This is a genomic window from Bradyrhizobium sp. USDA 4501, from assembly GCF_054062115.1.
The window spans coordinates 8,005,724-8,027,942 of record NZ_JBSSEX010000001.1 but is presented as its reverse complement, the minus strand read 5'-3'; the positions used below and the strand labels follow the sequence as shown (position 1 = coordinate 8,027,942).

Annotated in this window: 17 protein-coding genes; 7 read left to right on the top strand and 10 right to left on the bottom strand. The window is 65.2% G+C overall.

Annotation, left to right across the window (positions count from 1 at the left end; all coding sequences use genetic code 11):
- Positions 1-24: 24 nt before the first annotated feature.
- Complete coding sequence (locus ACVWZM_RS37165; RefSeq protein ID WP_057019561.1) at positions 25-732, bottom strand: histidine phosphatase family protein; 708 nt, start codon at positions 730-732, stop codon at positions 25-27.
- 152 nt (positions 733-884) lie between these two features.
- Between ACVWZM_RS37165 and ACVWZM_RS37160 the strand changes: the two genes are divergently transcribed.
- The 3 genes from ACVWZM_RS37160 to argE all read left to right on the top strand — a co-directional run bounded on the left by ACVWZM_RS37160 (position 885) and on the right by argE (position 4,830).
- Positions 885-1,670 carry an SDR family NAD(P)-dependent oxidoreductase gene (locus tag ACVWZM_RS37160; protein WP_057019562.1) on the top strand — a complete coding sequence of 262 codons (786 nt, stop codon included), beginning with the start codon at positions 885-887 and terminating at the stop codon, positions 1,668-1,670.
- A gap of 150 nt (positions 1,671-1,820) precedes the next feature.
- Entirely contained in the window at positions 1,821-2,906 is a 1,086-nt protein-coding gene (locus ACVWZM_RS37155) for an IS4 family transposase (RefSeq protein ID WP_456851881.1), read from the top strand.
- Positions 2,907-3,660: 754 nt separating this feature from the next.
- Positions 3,661-4,830 carry an acetylornithine deacetylase gene (argE, locus tag ACVWZM_RS37150; RefSeq protein ID WP_253639618.1) on the top strand — a complete coding sequence of 390 codons (1,170 nt, stop codon included), beginning with the start codon at positions 3,661-3,663 and terminating at the stop codon, positions 4,828-4,830.
- A gap of 32 nt (positions 4,831-4,862) precedes the next feature.
- On the opposite strand, the gene ACVWZM_RS37145 is transcribed toward argE, so the two are convergent.
- From ACVWZM_RS37145 to ACVWZM_RS37135, 3 genes are all read right to left on the bottom strand, one after another.
- Positions 4,863-5,777 carry a DMT family transporter gene (locus tag ACVWZM_RS37145; RefSeq protein ID WP_141342957.1) on the bottom strand — a complete coding sequence of 305 codons (915 nt, stop codon included), beginning with the start codon at positions 5,775-5,777 and terminating at the stop codon, positions 4,863-4,865.
- Between the two features lie 271 nt (positions 5,778-6,048).
- On the bottom strand, positions 6,049-7,107 hold the full coding sequence (locus ACVWZM_RS37140) for a phosphotransferase family protein (RefSeq protein ID WP_253639617.1): 1,059 nt from the start codon (positions 7,105-7,107) through the stop codon (positions 6,049-6,051).
- Positions 7,108-7,242: 135 nt separating this feature from the next.
- The gene (locus ACVWZM_RS37135) at positions 7,243-8,475 is read right to left on the bottom strand and encodes an acyl-CoA dehydrogenase family protein (RefSeq protein ID WP_168857056.1); all 1,233 of its coding nucleotides are present in this window, start codon (positions 8,473-8,475) and stop codon (positions 7,243-7,245) included.
- 329 nt (positions 8,476-8,804) lie between these two features.
- On the opposite strand from ACVWZM_RS37135, the gene ACVWZM_RS37130 reads away from it, so the two are divergent.
- Positions 8,805-9,494 carry a TetR/AcrR family transcriptional regulator gene (locus ACVWZM_RS37130; RefSeq protein ID WP_057019566.1) on the top strand — a complete coding sequence of 230 codons (690 nt, stop codon included), beginning with the start codon at positions 8,805-8,807 and terminating at the stop codon, positions 9,492-9,494.
- A gap of 29 nt (positions 9,495-9,523) precedes the next feature.
- Here ACVWZM_RS37130 and ACVWZM_RS37125 read toward each other — a convergent pair whose 3' ends face one another.
- Both ACVWZM_RS37125 and ACVWZM_RS37120 read right to left on the bottom strand, forming a co-directional pair.
- On the bottom strand, positions 9,524-9,919 hold the full coding sequence (locus tag ACVWZM_RS37125; RefSeq protein WP_456855838.1) for a RidA family protein: 396 nt from the start codon (positions 9,917-9,919) through the stop codon (positions 9,524-9,526).
- Between the two features lie 247 nt (positions 9,920-10,166).
- On the bottom strand, positions 10,167-11,393 hold the full coding sequence (locus ACVWZM_RS37120) for a CaiB/BaiF CoA transferase family protein (RefSeq protein WP_229189315.1): 1,227 nt from the start codon (positions 11,391-11,393) through the stop codon (positions 10,167-10,169).
- Positions 11,394-11,686: 293 nt separating this feature from the next.
- Here ACVWZM_RS37120 and ACVWZM_RS37115 point away from each other — a divergent pair, with 293 nt between their 5' ends.
- Complete coding sequence (locus ACVWZM_RS37115) at positions 11,687-11,938, top strand: hypothetical protein (RefSeq protein WP_253639614.1); 252 nt, start codon at positions 11,687-11,689, stop codon at positions 11,936-11,938.
- Here ACVWZM_RS37115 and ACVWZM_RS37110 read toward each other — a convergent pair.
- The 4 genes from ACVWZM_RS37110 to nirB all read right to left on the bottom strand — a co-directional run bounded on the left by ACVWZM_RS37110 (position 11,935) and on the right by nirB (position 18,548).
- The gene (locus ACVWZM_RS37110) at positions 11,935-12,990 is read right to left on the bottom strand and encodes an amidohydrolase family protein (protein ID WP_253639613.1); all 1,056 of its coding nucleotides are present in this window, start codon (positions 12,988-12,990) and stop codon (positions 11,935-11,937) included. The two genes, ACVWZM_RS37115 and ACVWZM_RS37110, sit on opposite strands and share 4 nt — an antisense overlap.
- 97 nt (positions 12,991-13,087) lie before the next feature.
- Positions 13,088-15,751 carry a nitrate reductase gene (locus ACVWZM_RS37105; protein WP_456855837.1) on the bottom strand — a complete coding sequence of 888 codons (2,664 nt, stop codon included), beginning with the start codon at positions 15,749-15,751 and terminating at the stop codon, positions 13,088-13,090.
- 11 nt (positions 15,752-15,762) lie between these two features.
- Positions 15,763-16,092, bottom strand: coding sequence for a nitrite reductase small subunit NirD (gene nirD, locus ACVWZM_RS37100; RefSeq protein ID WP_253639611.1), 330 nt, complete (start codon positions 16,090-16,092; stop codon positions 15,763-15,765).
- Positions 16,089-18,548: a nitrite reductase large subunit NirB gene (gene nirB, locus ACVWZM_RS37095; protein WP_253639610.1), complete on the bottom strand. Its 2,460-nt coding sequence runs from the start codon at positions 18,546-18,548 to the stop codon at positions 16,089-16,091. Before nirB ends, nirD begins: the two co-directional genes overlap by 4 nt.
- A gap of 634 nt (positions 18,549-19,182) precedes the next feature.
- Here nirB and ACVWZM_RS37090 point away from each other — a divergent pair.
- Both ACVWZM_RS37090 and ACVWZM_RS37085 read left to right on the top strand, forming a co-directional pair.
- Positions 19,183-20,442: an MFS transporter gene (locus ACVWZM_RS37090; protein WP_456785197.1), complete on the top strand. Its 1,260-nt coding sequence runs from the start codon at positions 19,183-19,185 to the stop codon at positions 20,440-20,442.
- Positions 20,443-20,475: 33 nt separating this feature from the next.
- Positions 20,476-22,179 carry a protein kinase domain-containing protein gene (locus tag ACVWZM_RS37085; RefSeq protein WP_456855836.1) on the top strand — a complete coding sequence of 568 codons (1,704 nt, stop codon included), beginning with the start codon at positions 20,476-20,478 and terminating at the stop codon, positions 22,177-22,179.
- The last annotated feature ends 40 nt before the right edge of the window (positions 22,180-22,219 follow it).

The following is a 22,219-nucleotide window of genomic DNA, read 5'->3' as shown; positions in this document are numbered from 1 at the left end:
GTCGTGGGGTTGCGATAGCAGCAATCACGCAAGCTTGCTCGCCGGCCTGACTTCAGGCCCGGACGGCTGATGCATAGCGGCGTGGCGCGGATCGGCAATCCACGGCTGCTGGTTCACCATCGGCAAGCGCCAGGTCGACAGGCCTGCGCTTGCGATGTGATCGAGCCGCGTCACCGAGACATTATCGATATCGAACGACAGCCCCCTGTCCGGCTGGCCGCCGAGCGCCAGCCCGACCGCAGCCTTGATCACGCCGCCATGGCCGACGGCGATGATATTCCTGCCCGCTTCCGCCGCGGTGATCCGCACAATGGTGCGGCAGACGCGAGTGTAGAGATCCATGTAGCTCTCGCCGCCGGGCGCGGGATCGTTGACGTCGGCGAACCAGGCCGTACCCGGCGGACGGCTGGCGAGAAACGCGGCGCGGTTCATGCCCTGCCATTGGCCGAGATGCTGCTCGGCGAAGTCGCGTTCCTGCGTCATGCTTTCCGGTTTTGGAAACCCGGCAGCCCAGATCGCGTCCGCGGTCTTGTGCGTGCGTTTCAAATTGCTCGAATACCAGACCGCATCGCGCGGCAGCATCTTGGCGACCGCCTCGAACACTTCGACATCGCCGGTGTCGCAGTCGATATCCTCCTGTCCGTAGATGTTGCCGCCGTCGCTGCGCACCGGCGCGTGGCGAACCCACCACCACCGCGTCACCGTCACGTCAGGCTTGTCTGGATTGGACATCGGATGAGCCCTTCAATAGTGTCCCGTCTCGCTGTACGTCACGCCGCACATCGTCTCAAGTGCTTCGGACGTTTGAAATTTTGTTTGAATTCCGTCGCGCGGCAGACGCGCCAAGGACCACCCGAACTAATCACGTGAACAGGGAGAAACCCATGGGCCGCCTCGAAGGCAAATCCGTCATCATCACCGGCGCAGGCAGCGGCATCGGCCGCGCCGCCTCGCTGCTGTTCACCAGGGAAGGCGCCAAGCTGATCGCGGTCGATCGCACCGAGGGCGTCAACGAGACCGCCAAGCTGGTGCGCGATGCCGGCGGCACTGTCGAGGCCGTCACCGCCGATGCCGGCTCGGAGAGCGACGTGAAGGCCTTCATCGAGAAGGCGGTTTCGAAGTATGGCAAGCTCGATGCGATCTGGGCCAATGCCGGCGTCAGCGGCGGCCTCGTCCCGCTCGCCGACCAGACCGTCGAACATTGGCAGGAAGTGCTGCGCGTCAATCTGATCGGCCCGTTCCTCGCGATCAAGCATTCGATTCCGCATATGACGAAGCAAGGCTCCGGCTCGATCGTCTGCACCGCCTCCGTCGCGGGCCTGAAGTCGGGTGCCAGCGGACATCCCTACGGCGCGAGCAAGGCCGGCGTCATCAGCCTGGTGCAGACCACCGCCTACTCGCTCTCCGGCACCGGCGTGCGCATCAATGCGGTGTGCCCGGGCCTGATTGAAACCGGCATGACCAAACCGGTGTTCGATCGCGCCAAGGAGCGCGGCACCGCCGACAAGATCGGCCAGCTCAATCCGCTCAAGCGCGCCGGCCAGCCGCACGAGCTCGCCGCGATGGGATTGTTCCTGGCAAGCGATGATGCGTCCTACGTCAACGGCCAGGCCATCCCGGTCGACGGCGGCCTCACCGCATCGATGCCCTATACGGGCAAGCCGATCTAGCGAGGGCAGTCTCCAGTGGTTATCCCGGCTGCGGCCCCGATGGCTCCACATTCACGACCGTCGTCCCGGCGAAGGCCCATAGGCGCTAAAATAGGATTTGCGCCTTGGATTCGTTTGTGATTCCAAGATGGAATGGCACACGAATCGCTTGTGAACAAAGATTGGGCGCGCGTTGTCGCCCGACTTGGCGGAGCCGAGGCTCTGAACATTAGCGCGCGCAAGACGAAGGCGTTTGTCCGTCCGCGGGAGATCAGCAATGCGGTCGACTTGCTGCGCCTGATCTTGGCTTATTGCCTTGGTGAGAAAGGGCTGCGGTTGACGGCGGCATGGGCCACGTCGGTTGGGCTTGTCGATATCTCCAACGTGGCTCTGTTGTATCGCTTACGTCAGTGCGGAGATTGGCTGGCAATCTTGGTCGAGCAGGCGCTTGCCGACGCGGCGCCGAAGGCGAGCCGCGGTCGTCTGATCCGTATTGTTGACGCCACGACGGTCCCCAAGGCTGGGACGAGCGGCAGGAACAAGAACGCAGTGTGGCGTATCCATAGCGCGTTCGATCTTCCGCAGGAGCGCTTTGGTCACTTCGAGCTGACCGATCAGCGAGCGGGCGAGACGCTGGATCGGATACCGGCGGTTGCCGGTGAGATCCGTCTTGCCGATCGCGCCTATCTGCAACCGGAGCGCATGGCGCATCTCGTCGATGCCGATGCAGACTTCGTGATCCGGGCCGGCTGGAAGAGCGCGCGCTGGCTCGATGCCGAAGGTAATCTTGTTGACCTCACTGCCGAACTGCGCAACGCCTCGGCGCGTGGCCTGATCGATCGGCCGATTTGGATAAAGCGCAAGTCAGGTGCGCCGCCGCTCGCAGTGCGTCTGGTTGCCGCGAAGAAGCCGGCGCAAGCTGCTGCGGCTGCGCGACGCAAGGCGCGCCGGACTGCACAAAAGGGAGGTCATCAGCTCTCCAGGCAAACACTTGACGCCGCAGATTGGGTGATCCTGGTGACCTCACTCAGGCCAGAGGACTTCACGACTGCAGATATCCTCGCCCTCTATCGGCTGCGATGGCGCATTGAGCTCGGCTTCAAGCGGCTGAAAAGCCTGATTGGCCTGAAGGGACCTCCCGGAACCGACGAGCGGTCCGCCAGACCCCATATCCTCGCTCATCTGCTGATCATTCTATTGCTCGAGCCGCTCGTCGACGAACTCGAAGACTCTCCCCGCTTGCCCGACGCCGCCTGACCCACCCAGTGACGTGGCGTCTGCTGCGCCAGCTCGTCGCTTCGCTACGGCAAGCGATCATTCCACAGCCCGCAATCGCTCTACTCTGCAGAGCCAGTCACGCTCTCCGGCGACATCTACGCGAGCCACCCAGACATAAGCGCCACTATCAGACTATGATCAAACTATCTTAGCGCCTATGGGCGAAGGCCGGGACCCATAACCACAGGGTCGAGTAGTTGAAGAAGGCTGTTGCCCCAGCGTCGCGCATTCATTGGCATTTGGGGTAATGGGTCCCGGCCTTCGCCGGGACGACGCTGGAGATGGTTCGCATTCAAGTGCCAAACAATGCGGTGTCATCACCTGCGCATACGCATGCGGGTGATCCAGTACTCCAGAGACGTCTGTGCTTGAGCCGAGAGGCCGCGGCGTACTGAATCGCCCGGTCCGAGCCGGGCGATGACAGCCGAGAATGGGGAACAGCTTCGCATTCTCGCGACATAAATCGTCCGAGTCTTGCCTTTCGTCCGCGCTAGGTCCGCGCAACGCGCGCGACTGATAGCTCCACGAAACCCATCATCTCACCGCGCCGCGCGGATATGTTTGATGGGTTTCGCTTCGCTCTACCCATCTACACGCCTGGACCTCCAATAACCGCTGGCAACGGTCCGAATATTGCTTGGCCTCGGCAGGCCCACCAGCTGTTATACTTCGCTGGTAGGATCGCCCGCACACTCGTCATTCCTCGCACAATCCCCTCGCAAACGAACAGGCAATGCAAAATCAACGTCCCGACCGCATCCGCAAGCTCTTGGCCGACCTCGTCGCCTTCGACACCGTCAGCGACCGCAGCAATCTGCCCCTGATCGACTACATCGAGCGCTACCTCGCCTCGCTTGGCCTCACGGGACAGCGCATCGTCGATGAAACCGGGCAGAAGTCCTCGTTGTGGGTCACGGTCGGCCCCGAGGACAAGGCCGGACTGGTGCTGTCGGGGCATACCGATGTCGTGCCGGTTGTGGGACAGGACTGGAGCCACAACCCGTTCGAGCTCATCGAGCGCGACGGCCGGCTGTACGGCCGCGGCACCACCGACATGAAGGGCTTTGTCGCCGTCTGCCTCGCGATGGTTCCCGAGATGCTCGCGGCCGATCTGAAGACGCCGATCAATCTTGCGATCTCCTATGACGAGGAGATCGGTTGCGTCGGCGTGCGTCCGATGCTGCGCGAGGTCGCGCGCAAGCCGATCAAGCCGCTCGGCTGTTTCGTCGGCGAGCCGACCCAGATGCAGGTGATCATCGGTCACAAGGGCAAGCATGGCGTGCGCGCCACGTTCCGCGGGCTCGCCCGCCATTCCTCGATCGCGCCCGACGGCGTCAACGCCATCGAATATGCCGCCGACCTGATCGCCGAAATCCGCCGTCGCGCCGTGCTGCTGGCGGCGGATGCCGAGCGAGACAGCCTCTACGATGTCCCGCACTCGACCCTGCTCACCAGCATCGTGCATGGCGGCGCCGCGCTGAACATCGTGCCGGACCAATGCGTGGTGGAATTCGAGTGCCGCGGCATCGGCATCACCGAGTCGAGAGAGGTGACGGACGCGATCATCGCCTGGGCCAAGGCCGAGATCGAGCCTGACATGCGCAAGCGGCATCCGGACTGCGGCATCGACTTCGAGGAGATCCTCGACTACCCCGCACTCGACACCGCGGCGGACGCCGCGATCGTCACGCTCGCCAAGCAATTTGCCGGCCGCAACGACCACGCCAAGGTTGCCTTCGGCACCGAGGCCAGCCTGTTCGTCAGCATGGCGGACGTGCCGTCCGTTGTGGTCGGCCCCGGCTCGATCGCACAGGCGCATACGCCGGATGAGTTCGTCGAGATGTCGCAGCTCGAGGCGTGCGGCGCATTCGTCGCACGGCTGATCGCGCATTGCGCGAAGTGATTTGCAAATGATTGCGTAGGATCACGGATGCCTCACAGCCCATCCGGCGGCAGGCCCGGTCCGGTCGCGGCCGGACGGAGCTTGTCGCGCTTGCGCTCGCGGTAGAAGGCATAGAGGCCGGAGGCCACGATGATCGCGGCGCCCGCGAGCATTGGACCATCGGGCTTGTGGCCGAAGGCGAGATAGCCTGTCAGCATCGCCCACGGCAGCGCGGTATAGCGGAACGGCGCCACCGCCGAGATGTCGCCGGTGCGCAGCGACACGATGATGCACTGATAACCGATCAGGATCAGGACCGCGGCCAATATGAGCAGGCCGAGCGCGGTGCCGGACGGCGGCCGCCAGCCGCCGAGCGGGACAAGGACGACAGCACCCGCCGTCGTCACGGTCACGGTGGTGAGCAGCGTGATGAACACGGTCGGCAGCTCTTTCGGGATACGGCGGGTGGCGAGATCGCGCACCGCGCAGAAGCCGACCGACGCCAGCGCCAAGAGCGCAGCCTGGCTAAAGCCTTCCGCACCGGGCCGAACGATGACAAGCACGCCGATGAAGCCGGCCGCGATCGCAAGCCAGCGCCGCCAGCCGACCGGCTCGCCGAACACCAGCGCCGCACCGAGCGTGATGACCAGCGGCAGCGCCTGGAAGATCGCCGAGGCGTTGGCGAGCGGGATCTGCGCGATCGCGGAGAGATAGGTTAGCGTGCCGCCGATCTCGCCAAGGACGCGCAGCCCGACCGGCCAGATCAGCAGCACGCTGAAACTGCGCAGCGCGTCACGGTACCAGGCGAGCGCCGCGACCAGCACCATCGCAACCAGGCCGCGCACCAGCAGGATCTCGCCGATGTTGAGCTCCGCCGACACCGCCTTGGTGATGGTGTCGTTGACCGTGAAGCTGGCCATGGCCGCAGCCATGAACAGGCTGCCGCGAAGATTGGAGGAAAGGGTCAAAATGAAGATGTCCGATCAGGACCAGGGCGGGCGTTGACCGGACTGACTTGCCAAAGCGGCAGCGCGAACTCAAGTCACAGATGGCTACAATGCGGAAACATGCCGCACCTTGCAGCGGCGGCGCCGCATCAACGGCGACAAATGTGTTTGCGGAGACTCCCCTCACGCGGATCGCATCTGGCGATGCGATCCTACCTCTCCCCGCAGGCGGGGCGAGGTGAAGCGGACGCAAGGCGGCGCGAACCCTGCGGGATCGCGCCGCTTTCCTGAATCAGGTTGCGCCGGCCTTCTGCGCGTATTCCCATGACGCCTGCGACAGCGGCACGGTGCGCTTGGCCGACTCGAGGGCCTTGGCATTCGCCGCGGTGCCGTCGCGAACCCGGCCCGCGATGCCCTGCGTGATGCCGGCAAGGCGGAACAGATTGTAGGAGAAATACCAGTTCAGGTCCGGCACCGGGATGCCGGTCACGTCGCAATAGATCTGCGCCGCTTCATCCTGGCTCGGAATGTTCAATGCCTTGAGATCGGCATTGACGAGGCCCGGCATGGTCCACTGCATCAACAGGTAGGTGAAGTCGGCCATGGGATCGCCGAGCGTCGACAATTCCCAGTCCAGCACCGCCTGCACCCGCGGCTCGGTGGCGTGGAAGATCATGTTGTCGAGGCGATAGTCGCCATGAACGATCGAGACGCGCTTCTGCTCCGGAACGGTTTTCGGCAGCCACTCGGCGAGCTTCTCGAATTCGGGAATGTGCTGGGTTTCGGAGGCGCGGTACTGCTTGGTCCAGCGATCGACCTGCCGCGCAAAATAATTGCCGGGCTTGCCGAAATCGCCGAGGCCGATCGTCTCGGGATTGAACAGATGAAGCTTGGCCAGCGTCTCGATCTTGCTGGCGAAGATCTTTCGGCGCGCGTCGGGCTCCTGGCTCGGCAGCGTCGGATCCCAGAACACCCGCCCCTCTTCCATCGACATGATGTAGAAGGCCGAGCCGATCACCGCATCGTCGGTGCACAGGGCGTAGGCTTTCGCGACCGGGAAATTCTGCTTGCCAAGCGCCGCGATCACGCGGAACTCGCGATCGACCGCATGCGCCGACGGCAACAATTTACCGAACGGCTTGCGCCGCATCACGTAGTTGCGGCCGGGGGTCTCGAGCTTGTAGGTCGGGTTGGACTGGCCACCCTTGAACTGCAGGACCGTGAGCGGGCCCTGATAGCCTTCGACGTGTTCCCTCATCCAGGCGTCGAGACTGGCCTCGTTGATACGATGGCGCTCCTCGACTTCCCTTGTGCCGGAAAATTCTTCGTCTTTCCTGACGCCGTCCGCCACGATGACGCTCCCTCAACTCGATTTTTCAAGGAGCGCGTCGGGGCGCTCCCTCAATCAGGCTGGCACGCCAGCCTGATCTCTCTTTTTCATTCTGAGCACGATGTGCGCGCGAACGCCATGCGTTCCGCATCATGCTCAGTGCGACGTGTTTGCATACTTCCGAAGTTCAAGTCTGGCAATGGCGCGATTGTGCACCTCGTCCGGACCGTCGGCGAGACGGAGCGTGCGGATGTGGGCATAGGCGCGGGCGAGGCCTGCGTCGTCGGAGACGCCGCCGCCGCCAAAGGCCTGAATCGCCTGGTCGATGATCTTCAGCGCCATGTTGGGAGCTGCGACCTTGATCATCGCGATCTCGGCCTGCGCGGTCTTGTTGCCGACCTTGTCCATCATGTCGGCGGCCTTGAGGCAGAGCAGACGGTTCATCTCGATGTCGGTGCGGGCATCGCCGATGCGCTGCTCCCAGACCGAATGCTCGATGATCTTCTTGCCGAACGCGGTGCGCGAGGCGAGCCGCTTCACCATCTTCTCCAGCGCCTCCTCGGCCTGGCCGATGGTGCGCATGCAGTGATGGATGCGGCCCGGACCGAGACGGCCCTGGGCGATCTCGAAGCCGCGGCCTTCGCCGAGCAGGATGTTTTCCTTCGGCACGCGGACGTTCTCGAGCAGCACCTGGGCGTGGCCGTGCGGCGCATCGTCGAAGCCGAACACCGGCAGCATCTTCTCGACCTTGATGCCGGGGGTATCGAGCGGCACCAGGATCTGCGACTGCTGCTGATGCTTGGCGGCGTTGAAGTCGGTCTTGCCCATCAGGATCGCGATCTTGCAACGAGGATCGCCGACGCCCGACGACCACCATTTGCGGCCGTTGATGACGTAGTGATCGCCGTCCTTCTCGATCCGAGTCTCGATGTTGGTGGCGTCGGACGAAGCGACCGCCGGCTCGGTCATCAGGAAGGCGGAGCGGATCTCGCCGTCCATCAGCGGGCGCAGCCATTTGCGCTTCTGCTCCTTGGTGCCGTAGCGGATGAACACTTCCATGTTGCCGGTATCGGGAGCGGAGCAGTTGAACACTTCCGAAGCCCAGGAGATGCGACCCATCTCTTCCGACAGCAGCGCGTATTCGAGATTGGTCAATCCCGCGCCGTGGAATTCATCGTCCTCATGCGAGGACGGCGGCATGAACATGTTCCAGAGGCCTTCGGCCTTCGCCTTCTTCTTCAGATCCTCGAGGATCGGGATCACCTTCCAGCGCGGGCCCTCGGCATCCTGCTTGTCGTAGATCGGCACGGCGGGCCGAACGTGCGTTTTCATGAAGGCCTGAACGCGCTCCAGCCACTCCTTCTGTTTGGGCGACATCGTGAAATCCATGGGACGCTCCTCGTTTCCTAGACTTGGGCCGCTGACCTGGGCCGATGACCTGGGCCGTAGCCATTTGCCGACATTGTTGACCCCGCCTCCGCGGCTCGCAAGGGCGTTCGCGAAAGGGCGGCGGCGGTGTGCCAGAATGCTGCCCCGCGATCTGCGGATTGACATTTCCGACCGTTCAAACGATAGTTTCATACAAATGTTTGAAATGCAACCTTGCGTTCGTCATTCCGGGGCAGCCCGCAGGGCTGAACCCGGAATCCGGAAATTGTGGAGCGAGATTCCGGGTTCGATGCTGCGCATCGCCCCGGAATGACCGGAGGCTCTCAGCCATGGCCAGCGACCAGACCCGATCCGCCATTCTCGCCGCCGCCGAGCGGCTCTATGCCGACCGCGGCTTCGGCGACGTCACGCTGCGCGACATCGTCGCGGAAGCGAACGTCAACCTCGCGGCGGTGAACTATCATTTCGGCTCCAAGGACGAATTGATCGCGGAGCTGTTCGTCACCCGCAGCATCCAGACCAACCGCGAGCGCCTCAACGAACTGCGGGCGGCGGAGGAAAAAGGCGGCGGCCGCGCCGCGATCGAGGACATCATGCGCGCCCTCGTCGGCCCCACCCTGCGCGGCTGCCTCGGGCCGGATCGCGAGGGCTCGACCGCGGCGCGGTTCATGATCCGCGCCTCGATCGAATCCGTGCCGCCGATCCGCCGCATCAAGAATCGCGAGGTCGATCACCTGCGCAAGTTCGCCGCGGCGATGCGCCGCGCGATGCCGGCCAGCAGCGACACCGAGCTCTATTGGGGCCTGCACTTCGCGCTCGCGATGGCGCACCACACCATCCGCGAGAAGGAACGCCTGCTGCGGCTGTCGGAAGGCAAATGCGATCTGGACGACGTCCGCGGCATCATCGATCGCGTGGTCACGGTCTCGGTGATGGCGCTGACGATGGGCGACGTGCCGAGCAAGCCGGCGCCGCGACCGGTCGCGATGCACGGGCGGCTGACGCGGCAGGATTTGTGAAGCGAGGGCGCCGCTGCGGCGCTCTGCCCTTACACCATCGCGATGCAGTCGATCTCGAGGTCGAACGGCCCGGTCCATTCCGGGATGCAGACGAAGATCCGCGCCGGCGGCTGGTGCGGGAAGTACCTTGCATAGACTGCATTGAAGGTTGTGAAGTGCTTTGCCGAAGTGCAGAACACGTTGCACTTCATCACATTGTCGAGCGTGGCGCCGGCCGCCTCGAGGCATTGCTTGAGCTGCTCCATGACCAGCTCGCTTTGCCGCTCGATCGACGCGCCGGCGGCGAACTCGCCGGTCGCGGGATCGAACGGCGGCAGGCCGGAGACGAACACCATGTTGCCGGCCCGGGTCACCGGCGATGCCGGCGCCTTCCAGCGCTCCAGCCAACTCGAGATCGGTTCGACGCGGACCACTTCACGTTTCATGATTGGCACCTTCGATGAGGATCGAGGGCGCCAACCTAGCAGGCGGATGTCAATGATGCTTCGATGCTGGTCGAAGTGTTGTTGCGGAATGACGACCCTGGTCCCGTCACCCCTGAGGAGCGCGCCCTTGCGCGCGTCTCGAAGGGTCGACGGCCACCAGCGGGGCCGTTCATCCTTCGAGGCTCGCAAGAGCTCGCACCTCAGGATGACGGAGAAACTCCACCGCCCGCGGCCTCGAAGTCAGTGCCTACAGAATCCCCTGCGCCTTCAGTCCCTCGACCTTGGCGTCGTCATAGCCGATGGTCGCCAGGATCTCCTTGGTGTCGGCCCCCAACAGCGGCGGGGCGCGGTATTCGGTGATCGGCGTGCCCGAGAAGGTCAGCGCGTTGCGGATCAGCGACAGGTTCGGCTCGAAGGGATGGTCGACCTTGACCCGCATGCCGCGCGACTGCACGTGCGGATCGCTGAACACCTGCTCGAAATTGTTGATCGGGCCCGACGGCACGCCGGCCTCCTCGAGCTTCTCCAGCCAGTAGGCCACCGGATGCTTCAGGAACAGCCCGGCGAAGATCGCCATGATCTCCTTGCCGTGCACGACGCGGTCGTTGTTCTTGACGAAGCGCTTGTCGTTCGCGAGCTCGGGCTCGCCGAGCACGGCGCAGGTGCGCTGGAACTGGCCGTCATTGCCGACCACCAGCATCAGCTCGCCATCAGTGCAGCGGAACACGCCGGCCGGCATGCCGCCATTGCCCCAGGTGCCGCGGCGCGGCGGGGTCTTGCCATTGACGAGGTAGATCTGCAGCCAGTGCGACAGCGATGCGATCACCGTGTCGAACAGGCAGACGTCGATATGCTGTCCTTCCCCGTTGTTGGCGTCGCGATGGTAGAGCGCCGAGAGGATGCCGATCGAGGTGTTCATGCCGGTCATGTAGTCGACGATCGAGGGGCCGACCTTCATCGGGCCCTCGCCGGGCTCGCCGTCGATATGGCCGGTGACGCTCATCAGGCCGCCCATCGCCTGCAGGATCGCATCATAGCCCGCGCGCGGCGCGTAAGGTCCGGTCTGGCCGAAACCTGTCACCGAGCAATAGATGATACCGGGGTTGAGCTGCTTGATGGTCTCGTAGTCGAGACCGTAACGCTTGAGGTCGCCGACCTTGTAGTTCTCCATCATCACGTCGGCCGTCTTGGCGAGCTCGCGGATGATCGCCTGCCCTTCCGGCTTGGCGATGTTGACGGTGACCGACTTCTTGTTGCGGTTGGCGCAGAGGTAGAACGAGTTGTTGTTGTTCTGCTTGCCTTCGGGATCGGTGAGATAGGGCGGGCCGAAGGCGCGGGCGTCGTCGCCGCCGCCGGGCCGCTCGATCTTGATCACCTCGGCGCCGAGATCCGCCAGCATCTGGGCCGACAGCGGGCCCGCGAGCACCCGCGTCAGGTCGAGAATCTTGATGCCCGAGAGTGGCAGAGCCGACATGAACCTTCCTCCAAATCTTGCGATATCTTGATTGTGGTCGCACCGGGCCGCTGCCCGCGCGCGCTCAAGCCTGCCGATACACCATTTTGGTGTGACGAGCACTGCATTGTCGGCATGAAGCCATCCCCGGGCGGCCTATGTGCGGCGCACCGGCGGTATTTGGCCGGAACCGGCCGGCCCGGATCGCGGGCCAGAGCGGTGCGGCTCCGATTGCCGCCACGCGAAATTGTGAAGATGACCGACACCGATTTGCCTCAGCGTCAGCGGTATTTTGCCGCGACGAGGAGGAAAACATGCGGACGATCACGACAGTCGGGCTGCTGCTGACGCTGCTTGCGGTCGCGATGCCGGCGGTGGACGCGCGCGGCGGCCACGGCCATGGCGGCGGGCACGCGATGCACGGCATGCACGTGGGCGGCGCCACTGGCGCCGGCAGTTTTGCCGACGACAAGCGCCACGGCAACGACCCCTACACCAAGGCGGCCTCCGACGAAGAGGACCGCCTGCTCAACAGCAAGCTGAAGAGCATCTGCCGCGGCTGCTAGGACGACGTCCAGCGAAGCCGCGCCAGGATCGCGCGGCCCATGATCCAGTCCTTGTCGCTATCGCTGAGGAACGGAAGCTCCTCGGTGAATTGCGTCACGCGCTGCCGGTAAGTGGCCCGGGCGAATGAGTTGGTTAGATCGGTCCCCCAGTGGCAGCGCTCCGGGCCGTAGGCGTCGAACAGGCGGTGGATGTGCGGGATCACGTCGCGGAATGGATATCGCTCAGTCGAAATCAGCGGGACCGACGACAACTTCACCGATACATTCGCATATTTTGCGAGCGCGGCCGCCTGGACGATAGCCTCCGGCACCATGTTGTTTTCCGATGAGCCGGGACGAGGGCGAAGTCCCGCGCCGACGCCCATGTGATCGATGATGAGCGTAAGTTGCGGGTGCCGCTCGGCGATGCGGGCGAACAGCGACGTCTGCCCCTCAGTGAGAAACATCACCGGCAGGCGGGCCTTCTCCGCCGCCGGCCAGAACCAGTCCGCGGTTCCGTCTGTCAGCCACGCCGCTTCGCCGGGGCCGACGTTCAACCTCACGCCCAGTACGCCGGGCTGGTCGCGCCAAGTCGCAAGCCGTGCCGCGCGGTCGGGCTTGTCGAGGGCGACACGCGCCATGATGGCGAAGCGGCCCGGGTACCGTCTGACTGCCTCCTGGGCATAATCGATGCGCTCACCTTCAAGCGACACTGGCGGAACGATGACAACGCGATCGACGCCAGCCTCGTCCATCAGTGGAATGACTCGCTCGATGGTGAAGGGCTCCGGGAGCTGCGGCTTGGCACCGGGGAGCCAGGGTCTCTCCGGAGTGCTTGCCGGCCACAGGTGAACCTGCGAATCGACGATCACTCGTTTTTGCTGCGCGACTGCTACAGTGGCGCGTTGCATTGACAGCGCGACACCGGTCGCGACGGCGCCGGTCAGAAGATGACGGCGTGAAGGCATGTAATGTCCTTCCTGTTCTATGGCTTTGGTCACGACATGATGGTGATCGGCACGGCGCGCCTCAGCAGGGGTAACCGCAAACTGGCTCGCAATATTGAAGATCACATCAGGAAATTGCGGCCGTAGAAATAGGGCTCACGGTCAATTTGCGCCGCAACAATCTTGAATCGCGCATTTCTCGGCTGGGCCCTGGCGCGGCGACCTACGACGCGATCGCCTGCCGCGGCTGCGCGGTGGCGCCGATCAGCTTGCCGATCTCGGGCTTGCAGCCGCCGCAATTGGTGCCGGCCTTCAGACAGCGGCCGATCGCATCGACGCTGTCGGCGCCCTTTTTGATCTCGGCGGTGATCTGGTGCCGTCCGACGCTGAAACAGGAGCAGACGATCGGGCCGACATCCTCGCCCGCGCCGAACGGCCTTCCCGCGAGCAGCGACATCCGCGCATTGGCCGACAATTGCTGCTCGGCGAACAGCCCGGTCAGCCAGGCGCGCGACGGCAGCGCGTGATCGGGCGCGATGAACACGCAGCCCTCGAGCCCGCCGTCGCGCACCGCCGCGTAGCGAAAGCGTCCCGCCGCGGGATCGCGATAGGCGATCCACTCGATCTCGACACCGTCGAGGCCGAGCTGCGCCCTCGCCCAGTCGCGCCAGCTCTCCGGGCGAGTGTCGAGCGCGAGCTCCAGCCGCGTGCAATCACCGGCCTTGCCGTAAACCCAATAGCCGCTTGCCGGACGCCTGATCGCGTCGCGGCTCAGGATGAAGGCGTGCCATTTCGGCGTATAGGGATCGGCCTTGACCGGCGTGTGCTTGGACTCCGGCTGGCCGGACACTGGATCTGTCGCCGGATTGACCAGCGCGTTGACGCGCCCCTCGCCGGCGAACTCCGCGTTCCAGTGCATCGGCACGAACACGCAGCCGCGGCGCTGGTCGGCGCTGACCACGACGCGCGCGATCATCTCGCCCCAGCTGCTGGTCAGCAGCACCAATCCCTCGTTTTGCAGCCCGGCCTGCCGCGCATCCTCGGGGTGAAACTCGGCATAGGGCTCGAACACATGCGCCAGCAGCCGGCCGGTTTTGCCGGTCCGGGTCATGGTGTGCCACTGATCGCGCACGCGGCCGGTGTTGAGCACCAGGGGAAAGTCGCGGCTGGTGGCGTGGCGCGCCGCGCGCGGCGCCACCGGTACGAAGCGCGCCTTGCGGTCCGGCGTGAAGAATTGCTGGCTCTCGAACATCCGCGACGTGCCGGCCGGATGGTCCGACGTCACCGGCCACTGCACCGGCGCCAGCGCGTCATAGGCGGTATCGTCCAGCGCCGCCAGCGCCGAGATGTCGAAATCGCGCCGGCCGCTATTCTCGAAGCCGGACAGTTCGGCGTGCTCGCGGAACACCTCGGCCACCGAGGCATAATCGAAGCCGGAATATCCCATCCGGGCGGCGACGTCGCAGATGATGCGCCAGTCGGCGCGCGCCTCGCCCGGCGCTGCGAGAAACGGCCGCTGCCGCGAGATCCGGCGCTCAGAATTGGTGACGGTGCCGTCCTTCTCGCCCCACGCCAGTGCCGGCAGCAGCACGTCGGCATGGCGCGTGGTGTCGGTGTCGCGCATGCAATCCGTCACCACGACGAGCTCGCAGGCGTCGAGCGCGGCGCGCGCGCGATCGGCATCCGGCAGGCTCACCACCGGATTGGTCGAGATGATCCACACCGCCTTGATGCGGCCGTCGGCGATCGCGTCGAACATGTCGACCGCTTTCAGCCCGGCCTTCTCCGCGATCACTGGCGCACGCCAGAACCGCTGCACCAGCTCGCGATGCGCGGGATTCTCGATCTCCATATGCGCGGCGAGCTGGTTGGCGAGCCCGCCGACCTCGCGGCCGCCCATCGCGTTGGGCTGGCCGGTCAGCGAGAACGGCCCCATGCCGGGACGGCCGATGCGTCCAGTCAAGAGATGGCAATTGATGATGGCGTTGACCTTGTCGACGCCGCTCGACGACTGGTTGATGCCTTGCGAATACAGCGTGACGACGCGCTCGGTGCGCGTGAACCAGTCGAAGAACAGCCCGACCGCGCCTTCGGTCAGGCCGCAGGTCGCCGCGGTCTGCGCCACGGTCTGGCCGCCGACCTGCTTCAGCGCGTCGACCACACCCGTCGTGCAATTGCCGACAAAGCCGCGGTCGACCGCGTTGCTGCCGGCGAGAAAGGCGAACAGGCCGTTGAACAGCACGGAATCGCTGCCCGAGCGCAGCGGCAGATGCAGATCGGCGCCCTCGCAGGTCGCGGTGCGGCGCGGATCGATCACCACGATCTTGCAGGCCGGATTCTTCTCCTTCGCCGCCAGCATGCGCTGGTGCAGGATCGGATGGCACCAGGCGGCGTTGGAGCCCACCAGCACGAGTAAGTCCGCCTGCTCGAGATCCTCATAGCAGCCCGGCACGGTGTCGCTGCCGAACGCGCGCTTGTGCCCCGCGACGCTGGAGGCCATGCACAGCCGCGAATTGGTGTCGATATTGGCGGTGCCGACGAAGCCCTTGGTGAGCTTGTTGATGACGTAATAGTCCTCGGTCAGCAGTTGGCCGGAAACATAGAACGCGACCGCGTCGGGCCCGTGCTCCCTGATGATCCTGCTAAAGCCATCGGCGACACGATCGAGCGCGTCGTCCCACGCCGCCGGCGCGCCGTCCACCATCGGCTCGAGCAGACGCCCATCGAGATCGATGGTCTCGGCGAGCGCCGAGCCCTTGCTGCAGAGCCGGCCGAAATTGGCCGGATGCTGCTTGTCGCCCTCGACCTGGACGGCGCCCGCCGCGTCTTTCGACACGATGACGCCACAGCCGACACCGCAATAGGGACACGTGGTCTTGACGGACATTGCCTGACCGCTCAGCTCACCGCCGCCGCCTGCCGCACCGACAGCCAGACAACGCCGTTCTCGACCTTGGCCGGGTGGGTATACGTGCAGCCTTCGTCGGGCGCGACCGCCTGCCCGCTCGCCAGCTCGATGACGAAGTTATGCAGCGGACAGGTCACGCGCTTGTTGTGCACGATGCCCTGCGACAGCGGCCCGCCCTTGTGCGGGCAGCGGTCGTCGAGCGCGAACACCTCGTCGCTCTCGGTCCGGAACACCGCGATGTTACCGCCCGGCGTGCGCACCACGCGCGAGCCGAGCCGCGGAATGTCGGTCAATGCGCCGATTTCGATCCACTGGGTCATGCGAGCTCCAATTCGGCGAGAGGCGCGAACTCGTTGCGATCGACGCCGCGGCTGGCACGCTCGGCCCACGGATCGGTCTGCGCGAACTGCTGCGAATAGGCAAAGCGGGCGAACAGCGCCTTGCGGTTCGCAACGTCGTCGATCACCCGCTTCCTGATCTGCTCGAGACCGACGCGGTCGCACCATTTGTACATGCGCTCGAGATACCAGCCCTCCTCGCGGTAGAACTGGGTCAGCGCCACGATCACCTCGAGGCATTCGTCCTCGGTCTCGACCTTGGTCAGGAACTCGGTGCCCTTGATGTGCAGTCCGGCGGCACCGGCGAAATGGATCTCGTAACCGGAATCGACGCAGACCACGCCGACGTCCTTGCAGGTCGCTTCCGCGCAGTTGCGCGGGCAGCCGGAGACGCCGAGCTTGACCTTGGCCGGCGTCCACGAGCCCCACATGAACTTCTCGAGCTTGACGCCGAGGCCGGTGGAATCCTGGGTGCCGAAGCGACACCATTCGGAGCCGACGCAGGTCTTCACCGTGCGCAGGCCCTTGGCGTAGGCGTGGCCCGACACCATGCCGGCGTCGTTGAGGTCGGCCCACACCGCCGGCAGGTCCTCCTTCTTGACGCCGAGCAGGTCGATGCGCTGGCCGCCGGTGACCTTCACCGTCGGGATGTTGAACTTCTCGGCGACGTCGGCGATCGCGCGCAGCTCGCTCGGCGTCGTGACGCCGCCCCACATCCGCGGCACGACCGAATAGGTGCCGTCCTTCTGGATGTTGGCGTGGACGCGCTCGTTGATGAAGCGCGACTGCTGGTCGTCGCGATATTCGCCGGGCCAGGTCGCGAGCAGATAGTAATTCAGCGCCGGACGGCAGGAGTGGCAGCCGTTCAGGGTCTTCCACTCCATGAAGCGCATGACCGCGGGAATGGTCTTGAGCTGCTGCTCGACGATCACGCGGCGAACGTCGTCGTGGCTGTGATCGGTGCATTTGCACAGCGGCTTGACCTTCGGCGCCGCCGAATAGTCGCCGCCGAGCGTGAACGCCAGCACCTGCTCGACAAGGCCGGTGCAGGAGCCGCAGGACGACGATGCCTTGGTATGGGCGCGGACGTCGTCGAGCGTGAACAGCTTCTTCTCGCTGATCGCCTTGACGATGGCACCTTTGCAGACGCCGTTGCAGCCGCAGATCTCGGTCTCGTCGCTCATCGCGGCAACCGAGCTCTGGCCGCTGACGCCGCCATCGCCGAGATTGGCGGCGCCGAACACCAGGCGCTCGCGCATATGCGAGACGTCGGTGCCGTCACGCAGGTGCTGGAAGTACCAGGGGCCGTCGATGGTGTCGCCATAGAGCACGGCGCCGACGATCTTCTTGTCCTTCAGGATGATGCGCTTGTAGACGCCGCGGTTGGCGTCCTGCAGCACGATCTCCTCCTTGTCCGGCCCCGGCGCGAAGTCGCCGGCGGAGAACAGGTCGATGCCGGTGACCTTCAGCTTGGTCGAGGTGACCGAGCCGTCATAGGTGGCAAACCCCTTCATCGCGAGGTGGTTGGCGCAGACCTTGGCCTGGTCGAACAGCGGCGCGACGAGACCGTAGGTCTGGCGGCGGTGCTGCACGCACTCGCCGACCGCGTAGATGCGGCCGTCATAGGTCTGCATGGTGTCGGAAACGACGATGCCGCGCTCGCAGTAGAGCCCGGCCTTCTTGGCGAGCTCAAAATTCGGACGGATGCCGACCGCCATCACCACGAGATCGGCCGGCAGCTCGGTGCCGTCGCCGAACCGCACGCCGGTGACGCGGTCCTCGCCCAGGATGGCCTGGGTCTGCGCCGGCATCTTGAACACCATGCCGCGCTCTTCCAGCGACTTGCGCAACAGGCCGCCGGCCACCGGATCGAGCTGACGCTCCATCAGCGTGTCGAGCAGATGCACGACCGTGACGTTCATGCCGCGCTTCATCAGCCCATTGGCGGCCTCGAGGCCCAACAGGCCGCCGCCGATCACCACCGCGTTGCGATAGTCGGTCGAGGCCTTGATCATGCGATCGACGTCATAGATGTCGCGGAAGCCGATCACGCCCGGCAGGTCCTTGCCCGGCAGCGGCAGCATGATCGGGTTTGAGCCCGTCGCGATCAAGAGGCGGTCATAGGGCACCCGCTCGCCGGCCTCGGTGACGACTTCGCAGGTCCGGCGATCGATCATGGTGATCGTCTCGCCCTTGCGCAGCGTGATGTTGTTGTCCTCGTACCAGTCGACGGTGTTGAGCATGATGTCGTCGACGGTCTTCTCGCCGGCGAGCACCGGCGACAGCAGGATGCGGTTGTAATTGCCGTAGGGCTCGGAGCCGAACACCGTGATGTCGTAGAGATCGGGCGCGCGCTCCAGCAGCGCCTCGACCGTCCGGATGCCGGCCATCCCGTTGCCGATCACCACGAGCTTCTGCTTGGTCACTTTGTCGAGCATGGTCTGCCTTTCAATTCCGACGGCGCTGCGCAGCGACGCGGCGTGCGTCGTTGATGGGCACCGATAAAGGTTTGGAGTTGTAGGAAGCCCAGCCGCGGGCGCAGACCGTCTTCGATGACGACCGATGTTCCGTTATTGATTGATATTCAAAACGCGTGCCAACTCGTGGCGGGCTAATCCGGCTGCAAAATCAAAAGGTTTCCGGCCGATCAAAATCCACCGGTCCGCGCGCCGCGCCGACAGCCGGCCGAAATTTTAGCCACGCCGATGATCTCTTGTGCATCACAGCATCGCCGGCCGCGATGCGATCGCGAAATCGCATTTGATGCGCGATCGCAGGGACTTGGCGCATCGCACAAAAAAGCACCAGCGTGCACGTCTGCGCGGCGGCACTTGCCGCACGCCACGCCACGCGCGGCGGCGGAACGCTGTTCGCGATTGCGCGGCAACGTCTTGCGACTGCACGGCAAAGCGACACGACCTAATCGATGGCACGGTAATTGCTGACCACAGCTGTTGACGGAGTGCGTCTCAACGACGAGCGCACTCCCATTCACCAACATTCCACTTGTCTGCGCCTGAGATGGCCGCGCTTTCGCGGCTGCCTCCGCCGCATCAACGCGAGATGCTTGCGATGAAGCTAGCCGAGTTCAAGAAGGCAGGTCACTGGCCGACACTGCTTGCCGCGTTCCTGTACTTCGACATCAGTTTCATGGCGTGGGTCGCGCTCGGACCGCTGATCGTCTACATCGCGCGAGACATGAATCTGGCCGTGAACGAGAAGTTCACCCTGGTCGCCATTCCCGTGCTGGCCGGCGCGCTGCTGCGCGTGCCGATGGGCATTCTCGCCGACATCATCGGCGCCAAGCGCACCGGCATCATCGCCCAGCTCGTCGTGATCGCCGCGACTGCTGCGGTGTGGCACTTCGGGCTGACCAGCAAGCTCGCGATCGAGCTGTTCGGGCTTGCGCTCGGCGTCGGCGGCGCCTCGTTCGCCGTCGCCCTGCCCCAGGCGAGCCGCTGGTATCCGCCGCAATATCAGGGCGTGGTGATGGGGATTGCCGGTGCCGGCAATATGGGCGTCGTGCTCGACACGCTGCTCGCGCCGACCATTGCCGAGCATTGGGGCTGGCAGGCCGTGTTCGGCTGCCTGCTTATCCCGATGCTGATGGTGCTCGCCTATTACGCGGTCGCAGCCAAGGACGCGCCGGGCGAGCGCAAGAAGGTCTCGCTGCATGCCTACGGCGCACTGCTGAAGGATTCCGACAGCCGCTGGTTCATGTTCTTCTACTTCATCACCTTCGGCGGCTTCGTCGGCCTCGCCAACGCGCTGCCGCTCTATTTCACCGTGCAGTATCATGTCTCCGGCGTCGCGGCGGGCATGCTGGTCGCGCTGATCGTCGCGTTCGGCTCGGGATTCCGTCCCGTCGGCGGCATGATCGCCGACCGGATCGGCGGCATTCGTTCGCTGTCGATCCTGTTCGGTGTCGTGGTCGCGGCCTATCTCGTCATTGCCTTCATGCCGGAGGGCCCGACGGCGCCGACGCAGGCCGGTTGGGCGTTGACCGAACTGCCGCGCATCGCCTGGATCTCGGTGCTGCTGTTCTCGATCGGCGTGCTGGCGCTCGGCATGGGCAACGGCGCGGTATTCCAGCTGATCCCGCTGCGCTTCCGTCACGAGATCGGCCTGATGACCGGGCTGGTCGGTTGCGCCGGCGGCGTCGGCGGCTTCTTCCTCGCCCAGACGCTCGGCGCCGCCAAGGGCATGACCGGCGGCTTCGGCGCCGGCTTCCTGTTCTTCGGCGGGCTGGCGTTGCTTGGCTTCATCGGACTTGCCATGGTCAAGGTTCGCTGGCGCACCACCTGGGGCGCGGTATCGGGAGCGCGCGTCTGAGGACTCCGCTCCGCAACATGACGGGACCCGGACGTGGCGAACGGTTCGCAACGGGACTTGGGGGTGCGCGTCGGCTTTGCCAGCGAGACCGGCAAGCGCGCCGCCAATGAGGATTATGTCGCGGCCTGCTTGGGCCAGCCGGGCACGCTGCATCGCGATGTGGTCGCCGCGGTCGCCGACGGCGTCGGCGGCCACAAGGGCGGGCGCGAGGCCGCGGAGGTTGCGGTCCGCAGCTTCATCGACGCCTATTATTCGTTGCCCGAGACGCTCGGTGTCCGCCGCCGCGCCGCGCGGGCGCTGGAAGCCGCCAACAGCTGGATCTACGGCCAGGGCCGCGTCGATGCCGCGCGCAGCGGCATGGCCTGCGCGTTCTCCTCGATCATCCTGTCACGGCGGCAATGCCATGTGATCCATATCGGCGACACCCGTGCCTATCGCCTGAGCGACGGCCGCCTGGAACGCCTGACGCAGGACCATATCGCCGGCCGCGGTGACCTCGCCCACATGCTGAGCCGCGCCATCGGTTTCGAGGAGTTCGCCCGCTTCGACTACACGTCCCTCGGGCTCCGGCAACATGATCGCCTGCTGATCTGCAGCGACGGGGTTCACGGCGCGCTCGGCGATTTGCGCCTCCAGCAATTGCTGGAGGAACGCACGCCGCCTGACGAGTCCGCGCGCAGCATCGTCGACGCCGCCCTCGCGGCCGGCAGCAGCGACAACACGACCGCACTGGTGCTCGACGTCGTCGACCTGCCGCCGGCGGACCGCGACGATCTCACCCACGCGATCGCGACGCTGCCGATCCTCGATTTGCCGGTGACCGGCGATACGATCGACGATTTCAGCCTCGGCGACGTCTTGTCCGACGGGCGCTACAGCCGCCTGTTCAAGGCGATCGACAAGCGCGCCGGCCGCGAAGTGGTGCTGAAGTTTCCACATCCGCGGGTCGCGAGCGAAGGCTCCTACCGCCTCGCCTTCGTGCGCGAGGCCTGGGTCGCCGCGCGTGTGCGCAGCCTCTGGATCGGCGAAATCATCGAGGTGCCAGCGGAGCGGCAGACCAGGCTCTATTCGGCGATGCCGCTCTACCAGGGCGAAACACTGGAGCAGCGGCTTGGCCGCGCGCCGCGGCTGTCGCTCACCGACGGCATCGCGATCGCAACCAAGCTGGTGCGCGCGGTCACCGCGCTGCACCGCGCCGGCATCATCCATCGCGACATCAAGCCGGACAACGTGATCTTGCTGAAGGACGGCGGGTTGCGCCTTGTCGACCTCGGCGTCGCGCGGGTGCCGCTGCTGGAGGATTTTCCCGCCGAGGACATTCCGGGCACCGCGAGCTACATGGCGCCCGAACTGTTCGGCGGCAAGGCCGGTGACGAGGCCTCCGACCTGTTCGCGCTCGGCGTCACGGTCTATCGCATGTTCACCGCGAACTATCCGTTCGGCGAGATCGAACCGTTCTCGCGGCCTCGCTTCGGCAAGCCGGCGCCGCTATCGCGCTACCGGCCGGACCTGCCGGCCTGGCTCGACGCGGTGATCGGCAAGGCGCTCAGCGTCGACCCCGCGCAACGTTTTGGCGACGCCATCGAGTTCGCGCACGAACTGGAAAACGGCGCGACCTGGGCCGGCCCCGCCGTCACCACCCGCAAATCGCTGCACGACCGCGATCCCGTGACCTTCTGGAAGGTGCTATGCGCGATCCTGGCCCTGATCGTCGTGGTGCTGCTGGCGCGGCATTAGACTAGCTCCGTCATGCCCGGCCTTGTGCCGGGCATCCACG

Bases quoted from the DNA above. Each gene is read 5' to 3' on its own strand.
- ACVWZM_RS37090 (WP_456785197.1), top strand. From the start codon at position 19,183: ATGAAGCTAGCCGAGTTCAAGAAGGCAGGTCACTGGCCGACACTGCTT.
- ACVWZM_RS37160 (WP_057019562.1), top strand. From the start codon at position 885: ATGGGCCGCCTCGAAGGCAAATCCGTCATCATCACCGGCGCAGGCAGC.
- nirB (WP_253639610.1), bottom strand. From the start codon at position 18,548: ATGCTCGACAAAGTGACCAAGCAGAAGCTCGTGGTGATCGGCAACGGG.
- ACVWZM_RS37135 (WP_168857056.1), bottom strand. From the start codon at position 8,475: ATGGATTTCACGATGTCGCCCAAACAGAAGGAGTGGCTGGAGCGCGTT.
- ACVWZM_RS37130 (WP_057019566.1), top strand. From the start codon at position 8,805: ATGGCCAGCGACCAGACCCGATCCGCCATTCTCGCCGCCGCCGAGCGG.
- ACVWZM_RS37165 (WP_057019561.1), bottom strand. From the start codon at position 732: ATGTCCAATCCAGACAAGCCTGACGTGACGGTGACGCGGTGGTGGTGG.
- ACVWZM_RS37115 (WP_253639614.1), top strand. From the start codon at position 11,687: ATGCGGACGATCACGACAGTCGGGCTGCTGCTGACGCTGCTTGCGGTC.
- ACVWZM_RS37105 (WP_456855837.1), bottom strand. From the start codon at position 15,751: ATGTCCGTCAAGACCACGTGTCCCTATTGCGGTGTCGGCTGTGGCGTC.
- nirD (WP_253639611.1), bottom strand. From the start codon at position 16,092: ATGACCCAGTGGATCGAAATCGGCGCATTGACCGACATTCCGCGGCTC.
- argE (WP_253639618.1), top strand. From the start codon at position 3,661: ATGCAAAATCAACGTCCCGACCGCATCCGCAAGCTCTTGGCCGACCTC.
- ACVWZM_RS37125 (WP_456855838.1), bottom strand. From the start codon at position 9,919: ATGAAACGTGAAGTGGTCCGCGTCGAACCGATCTCGAGTTGGCTGGAG.
- ACVWZM_RS37120 (WP_229189315.1), bottom strand. From the start codon at position 11,393: ATGTCGGCTCTGCCACTCTCGGGCATCAAGATTCTCGACCTGACGCGG.